Source organism: Duganella sp. Leaf126 (assembly GCF_001423125.1).
Lineage (GTDB): Bacteria > Pseudomonadota > Gammaproteobacteria > Burkholderiales > Burkholderiaceae_D > Rugamonas.
On the sequence record NZ_LMNW01000016.1, the window covers coordinates 1 to 6,248 of the forward strand.

The 6,248-nt window shown below is 59.7% G+C and carries 5 protein-coding genes and 1 rRNA gene; 4 read left to right on the forward strand and 2 right to left on the reverse strand.

Features of this window, described 5'->3' with window-relative positions; translation table 11 throughout:
• Positions 1–98: 98 nt before the first annotated feature.
• Complete coding sequence (rtcR, locus tag ASF61_RS11240) at positions 99–1,649, reverse strand: RNA repair transcriptional activator RtcR (RefSeq protein ID WP_056155579.1); 1,551 nt, start codon at positions 1,647–1,649, stop codon at positions 99–101.
• A 180-nt stretch (positions 1,650–1,829) separates the two neighbouring features.
• On the opposite strand from rtcR, the gene ASF61_RS11245 reads away from it, so the two are divergent.
• Positions 1,830–3,065, forward strand: a complete 1,236-nt coding sequence (locus ASF61_RS11245) for an RtcB family protein (protein WP_156369558.1) — start codon at positions 1,830–1,832, stop codon at positions 3,063–3,065.
• Positions 3,066–3,067: 2 nt separating this feature from the next.
• Complete coding sequence (rtcA, locus tag ASF61_RS11250; protein ID WP_200919845.1) at positions 3,068–4,099, forward strand: RNA 3'-terminal phosphate cyclase; 1,032 nt, start codon at positions 3,068–3,070, stop codon at positions 4,097–4,099.
• 88 nt (positions 4,100–4,187) lie between these two features.
• Here rtcA and ASF61_RS11255 read toward each other — a convergent pair whose 3' ends face one another.
• A complete protein-coding gene (locus tag ASF61_RS11255) occupies positions 4,188–5,084 on the reverse strand; it encodes an AraC family transcriptional regulator (RefSeq protein ID WP_056155589.1) in 897 nt (298 codons plus the stop codon).
• A gap of 186 nt (positions 5,085–5,270) precedes the next feature.
• On the opposite strand from ASF61_RS11255, the gene ASF61_RS11260 reads away from it, so the two are divergent.
• Positions 5,271–5,546, forward strand: a complete 276-nt coding sequence (locus ASF61_RS11260) for an SDR family oxidoreductase (RefSeq protein ID WP_056155588.1) — start codon at positions 5,271–5,273, stop codon at positions 5,544–5,546.
• A 615-nt stretch (positions 5,547–6,161) separates the two neighbouring features.
• Positions 6,162–6,248 (forward strand): 16S ribosomal RNA (locus ASF61_RS11265); the annotation flags it as partial.

Below are 6,248 nucleotides of genomic sequence, written 5' to 3' on the forward strand. Positions count from 1 at the left end.
CGCCGATGATAGTGCTGCAACCAGTGTGAAAGTAGGTTATCGTCAGGCTAGTTATATGAAAAACCCCACCCGGTGATCCTGGTGGGGTTTTTTGCTTTTCAGAGCTGATCCCACGCGAGTCCAAATTTCGCCAGGTATTTTTTCAGGCGGTCGGCGTCATTGGGCTTGGCCTTGGCGCCGCGCGATACCGCGTACAGCTTGCGGCCAGCGTCCGAGAGGGATTTCGATTGCCGGCACACGGCAAGCACGGCCTCTAGCTGCATGCTGTCGAACAGGTCCACGCCTTCCAGAAATGACGGCTGCTTTTGGTGTCGCCATAGCCGCTTGAGCCGCGCAATTTCGTCTTCCACCTGCACGTCGGTGATGCGGCCTGCATCCGACAGCGTGGCCAGCCGTGTGACCGAGGCCGCCAGATCGCGGAAATTGCCGGTCCAGATGGCCTCGGCCGAGGTGGCAAAACCGAGGTACCTGCTGCGCGCTTCCTTGTTAAAGCTGGTTTTCTCGCCTGTTTCCATTGCCAGCAGTGCCAGCTGATAATCGATATTGGGCGCGATGTCTTCCGGCCGCTCAGCCAGACGCGGCAGGGCGTACGTCCACAGGTTGATGCGGGCATACAGATCTTCGCGGAAGCGCCCGGCTACCACTTCGGCGCCCAGGTCGCGGTTGGTGCCGGCAATCAGCTGGAAGTCGCTCGCCACTTCGACGTCGCTGCCGACCGGCAGAAAGCGCTTTTCTTCCAGTGCCTTGAGCAGCATCGCCTGTTCGTTCAGTCCCAGTTCGCCGATTTCGTCAAGGAACAGCAAACCGTGGTGAGCACTGCGCAGCAGGCCAGGACGGTTGCTGGCCGCACCGGTGAACGCTCCCTTGATGTGGCCGAACAAGGTCGAAGCGGCGCCATCACCGTGTACCGTGGCGCAATTGAGTTCGACAAACTTGCCTTCGAGTTGATGACGGTTTTTTTTCAGCTCGAACACGCGCCGCGCCAAAAACGATTTCCCGGCCCCGGTCGGCCCCATCAACAGCATCGGTGCGCGCGATTTGACGGCGACCTTCTCGATCTCCTCGATTATGGTGTTGAAGCCGGAATTACGGGTTGGAATGCCGGACTTTAAAAAAGCCACCCCCTCCGCCTGCTCGCTCGAGAAACGCTGGGCGATCTGGTCATAGCGTGACAGGTCCAGATCGATCAGCTGATAACCGGCCTGATCGCCGGCCCCGCGTGGCGGCGACGTCTGCAGCAGGCGTCCGGGCAGGTAGCGCGCCTCGGTCAGCAAAAACAAGCAGATTTGCACCACGTGGGTCCCGGTGGTGATGTGGATCCAGTAGTCCTCGTGCTCGGTGTCGAATCGGTAATGCCTGGCAAAGTCGAACAGTGACCCATACACGTCCTCGAAATCCCAGGCGTCGCGCATCGGGATATCGTGGATAGCTACCCTGGTCTCCGGCGACACGGTCGCGATATCGCGCGCCACGCGCTCGCTCAAGTCCCTGAACTTGCCGTTGTAGAGCAGTTCGAAGCGGTCGATCACCACGTCTTCATGCTGCACCAGCGACACGCTGGGTCGCCATTTTTCCCATCGATCTGTCCTCTGACCATTATCGAGCTGGCTGCCGACGAAACCGATGACCACTTTCCGCTTGTGCCTCATAGATAAATCTTTATAAAACAAGATAATCGATTATGCCTGACTTTCTTTGACGGACTCGGTCCATCTCTCCTTATAGTCAAATTATTCAAGGACTTGGCGCAGTTTTTCCAAATGAGGTAGCTGCTGGCATGGGGTTTGCAATAAGTGCGGTACCAACCGATAAAAATGAAAGAGAAAAACATGGACAAGCAACACTACGACACCATCGAGACCCCCGACGGCAGCCCGATCAAGATGTGGACCCAGGGCGTGCCGGTCGAGGAGTCGGCCAGGCAGCAGCTCGCCAACACGGCCCGCATGCCGTTCATCTACAAGCATATCGCCGTCATGCCCGATGTCCATCTGGGCAAGGGCTCGACTATCGGCAGCGTGATTCCGACGCTCGGCGCCATCATTCCGGCTGCTGTCGGCGTCGATATCGGTTGCGGCATGATGGCCGCCAAGACCACGCTGAGCGCCAGCGATCTGCCCGACAATCTGGGACCGCTGCGCAGCGCCATCGAGCGCGCCATCCCTCACGGCCTGACGCCCAAAACGCGCGGTTATCGCGGCCGTGACGAAGGCAGCTGGAATACGCCGCCGGCGCCGGTCGATGTGGCGTGGGCGCAGCTGAAGGACGAGTTCGATGTCATCTGCCAGAAAACGCCCAAGCTTGCGCATACCAACAACTACCGCCATCTGGGCACGCTGGGTGGCGGCAATCACTTCATCGAGGTATGCCTCGACGAAACCGGCGCCGTCTGGTTCATGCTGCACTCCGGATCGCGCGGGGTGGGCAATGCCATCGGCAGCCATTTCATCGAGCTGGCCAAAAAAGATATGCGCACCCACTTCATCAATTTGCCGGACGAGGATCTGGCCTATCTGGAAGAAGGGACGAGCCACTACGATGACTACGTGGAAGCGGTGGGCTGGGCCCAGCGCTTTGCGCGCACCAATCGGGAAGTGATGATGCATAACCTGATCGCAGCAGTGCGCACCATCATCACCAAGCCGTTCGACACGCACGTGGAGGCCGTCAACTGCCACCATAACTACGTGCAGCGCGAACGCCACTTCGGCAACGATGTGCTGATCACCCGCAAGGGCGCAGTGTCGGCGCGGCCTGGCGAGCTGGGCATTATCCCCGGCTCGATGGGCGCCAAGAGTTTTATCGTACGAGGCAAGGGTAACGAGGAAAGTTTCAACAGCTGCAGCCACGGCGCCGGCCGCACCATGAGCCGCAGCGAGGCCAAGCGGCGCTTCAATACCGACGACCATGCGCGGGCGACGGCCGGCGTGGAATGCCGCAAGGACGCGAACGTGGTCGACGAAATTCCCATGGCGTACAAGGATATCGACGCTGTGATGCACGCCCAGCGCGACCTGGTTGAAGTGGTGCATACCCTCAAGCAAGTCGTCTGCGTGAAAGGCTGATGATGGACCTGATCGAACTGGACGGCGCTGCAGGCGAAGGCGGCGGACAGATTCTGCGCACCGCGCTGAGCCTGTCGATGATCACCGGCCAGCCGTTTCGCATCGTCGATATCCGTGCGGGACGATCGCGCCCCGGCTTGCTGCGTCAGCACCTGGTGGCGGTGCAGGCAGCCGCGCGCATTTGCGGCGCCAGCGTGGAAGACGTGGCGGTCGGTGCGCGCACGCTGACGTTCGTGCCGGGCGCCATCCGGGGCGGAAACCATGCGTTTGCGATCGGCAGCGCTGGCAGTGCCACACTGGTATTGCAGACCGTGCTGCCAGCTTTGTTGTTCGCCGGCGAGGCGTCGCAGGTGACGGTGACGGGCGGCACCCACAATGCCATGGCGCCACCGTCGCACTTTCTCGCGCGCGCCTACGGTCGCGTGTTGGCTGCCATGGGTGCCGAAGTCGAGTTTGCTTTGCGGTGCTTCGGCTTCTATCCGGCTGGCGGCGGCGAGCTAGTGGCAACGGTGCAGCCGTGTGCCGGTTTGCGACCGCTGGCGTTGACCGAGCGCGGCGCACGTCTGCGCGGCTACGCCGAAAGTTTTGTAGCGGGTGTGCCTGCGTCGGTGGCTGCACGTGAACTCGCGTGCATCGGCAAAGGCATGGGCTGGCGTGAGGCGCAGTTGTGCTGCCATCGTTTGCCAGCGGAGGTCGGCCCCGGCAACGTGCTGTTGATCACGCTCGAGCACGAGCATGTGACAGAAGTATTCGCCGGTTTTGGCGAAAAAATAGTGCGCGCGGAAACCGTAGCGTACCGCACGCTGGACTGCGTGCGCCGCTACCTCGCTTCGGGCGCGGCGGTGAGCGAATACCTGGCGGACCAGATCATGTTGCTCATGGCGCTGGCCGGCGCGGGCAGCTTCACCACCGATGTCATGTCGTCGCACGCCCGCACCAACGCCGAAGTGATCGCGCGATTTCTGCCGGTGCGCTTCGAGATCGTACCGGTGGGTGTAGCTTACCTGGTACGGGTGATGTCGTCGCGCCGATAATGTGATACGGAGCGAGGACAGGCGTTCACGGAAAGCTCAATGCCGAGATGTGGCTACCCGGGGCAATCAGCTGTAACGGCTATCGCGATCAAAGCTGGCCGGCGGTTTCTGCCATGCGTGGCGCCAGGGAGCGCCGCATCAGCTCCGCCTCTTCGCCAGGGCTGCGGCCAAAAAATCGCTTGAATTCGCGGCTGAACTGGGACGGGCTTTCGTAGCCCACCTGGCTGCAGGCCGCCTGCGCGGTCATGTCGCTGCGTGCCATCAGCAGGCGGGCCTGGTGCAGCCGCGCCGACTTCACGTACTGGATCGGCGAACAATGCGTGACCGACTTGAAGTGCACGTGAAAAGCCGGCACGCTCATATTGGCCTCGGCCGCCAGCATGCCGACATCGATGCTGGCCGCATAGTCGGCGTGGATGCGCCGCAACGCCTTGGCGATGCGGCCGAACTGGCCCTGGCTGGTGAGCGCTGCGCGCATCGCCGCGCCTTGCTCGCCCATCAGTACGCGGAAACAGATTTCGCGCACGATGGCTGGTCCCAGTACGCGCGCTTCCAGCGGCGAGTTGAGCGTTTCAAGCAATCGCAGCACCGTATCGCGCAGCCGCGCATCCATACGTGTGGTCATCATGCCCCTGGGAGCGGCTGGCACCTCGTTGTCGGACTGGTCGATCGTAAACATCAGGTCTGCCAGCGTGGTGCGATCGACCTGTATCGTCAGGCCCAGGAATGGTTGCTCCGGCGTGGCCTCCGTTGCGCTGGAAAAAGGCATCGGAATTGCCACCACCAGATACTGGTCGGCATCGAACTGCAACGTGTCGGTGCCGAAAAAGGCGCGCTTGCGGCCCTGCAGTGCGATGGCGATGCAGGGCTCGGACATGACCGGCGTCTTGGCCACGCTCTGGGTGGCGCGCGTGAGGCGTACGGCGGCGACCGCCGTGTCGGTATAGCCATCGTGCCGGGCCAATTGTCGGTGCAGGGTTATCAGGCGGTCCACATCAGCTCCTGTCAGGCGTTCATATATAGGAATGATCCATCAAAAGGCGCGGTGTCGCCATGGCCCGGTGCTGGATGTATAGGAATAGGCAAGAATCGCATAGGCATGTGCATTCGCAGCATCGGCACCCCACAGTAAGATGCAGGCTCGTGACATTGCCAGAGAAAGGGCCGCATCATGAATTCATCGTTACCGCGAAAAGTCATCCTGATCGCTGGTGCCAGTCGGGGCGCCGGACCGGACACAGCGCGCCAGCTGGCGCAGCAGGGTCATCACGTTGTACTGGGCGCACGTCGCTCGCATCGTTTGCAGGGCTTGGTCAACGAGATCCGCAAGGCAGGTGGATCGGCCGAATGGTATGCGCTCGATGTCAACCAGCCGGTCGAGATGCAGGCTTTTCTGGCGTTTGCCGAGGACGTACACAAGCGCGTCGATGTGGTGATCCATAATTAGGCAGATTTTTGCTTGGGAAGTGCTTGCCAAGCCGGTTACGGCTTGGCTATAATTCTCCCCCTCGCAACACAGCCCATGCAAATGTTAAGTGGAGCGAGTAAAAAAGAAGGTTGACGAAACAAGCGAAACGCTTCATACTCTTTCTTCTTCGCGGGCCCCCTCGCAACACAGCCCATGCAAATGTTAAGTGGAGCGAGTAAAAAAGAAGGTTGACGAAACAAGCGAAACGCTTCATACTCTTTCTTCTTCGCGGCTGACAAAACGATCGCAGCGAACGCAGTACCCAATAAGCAGTACTTAATAAGTACCAGCAAAGTTCTTTAAAAATTAACAGTCGATAAGTGTGGACGTTTGATGGCAGTGCACACGCCGCTTCGGTGGCGTGATNAATAAGCAGTACTTAATAAGTACCAGCAAAGTTCTTTAAAAATTAACAGTCGATAAGTGTGGACGTTTGATGGCAGTGCACACGCCGCTTCGGTGGCGTGAYRCTTAACTTATCAAATGTTCACAAGAAGTAATGAAATAGGCGCTATGAAAATAGTGGCCTGTCAGTATTTTGAGTGAGCGACCCGTYGAAAGACGGTGCCGGTAAAACGGCAAAMAACAGAGATTAAACTGAAGAGTTTGATCCTGGCTCAGATTGAACGCTGGCGGCATGCCTTACACATGCAAGTCGAACGGCAGCGCGGGGCAACCTGG

What these genes read in the sequence shown, in the direction of transcription:
- rtcR (WP_056155579.1), bottom strand. Translation starts at nt 1,649, where the DNA reads ATGAGGCACAAGCGGAAAGTGGTCATCGGTTTCGTCGGCAGCCAGCTC.
- ASF61_RS11245 (WP_156369558.1), top strand. Translation starts at nt 1,830, where the DNA reads ATGGACAAGCAACACTACGACACCATCGAGACCCCCGACGGCAGCCCG.
- rtcA (WP_200919845.1), top strand. Translation starts at nt 3,068, where the DNA reads ATGGACCTGATCGAACTGGACGGCGCTGCAGGCGAAGGCGGCGGACAG.
- ASF61_RS11260 (WP_056155588.1), top strand. Translation starts at nt 5,271, where the DNA reads ATGAATTCATCGTTACCGCGAAAAGTCATCCTGATCGCTGGTGCCAGT.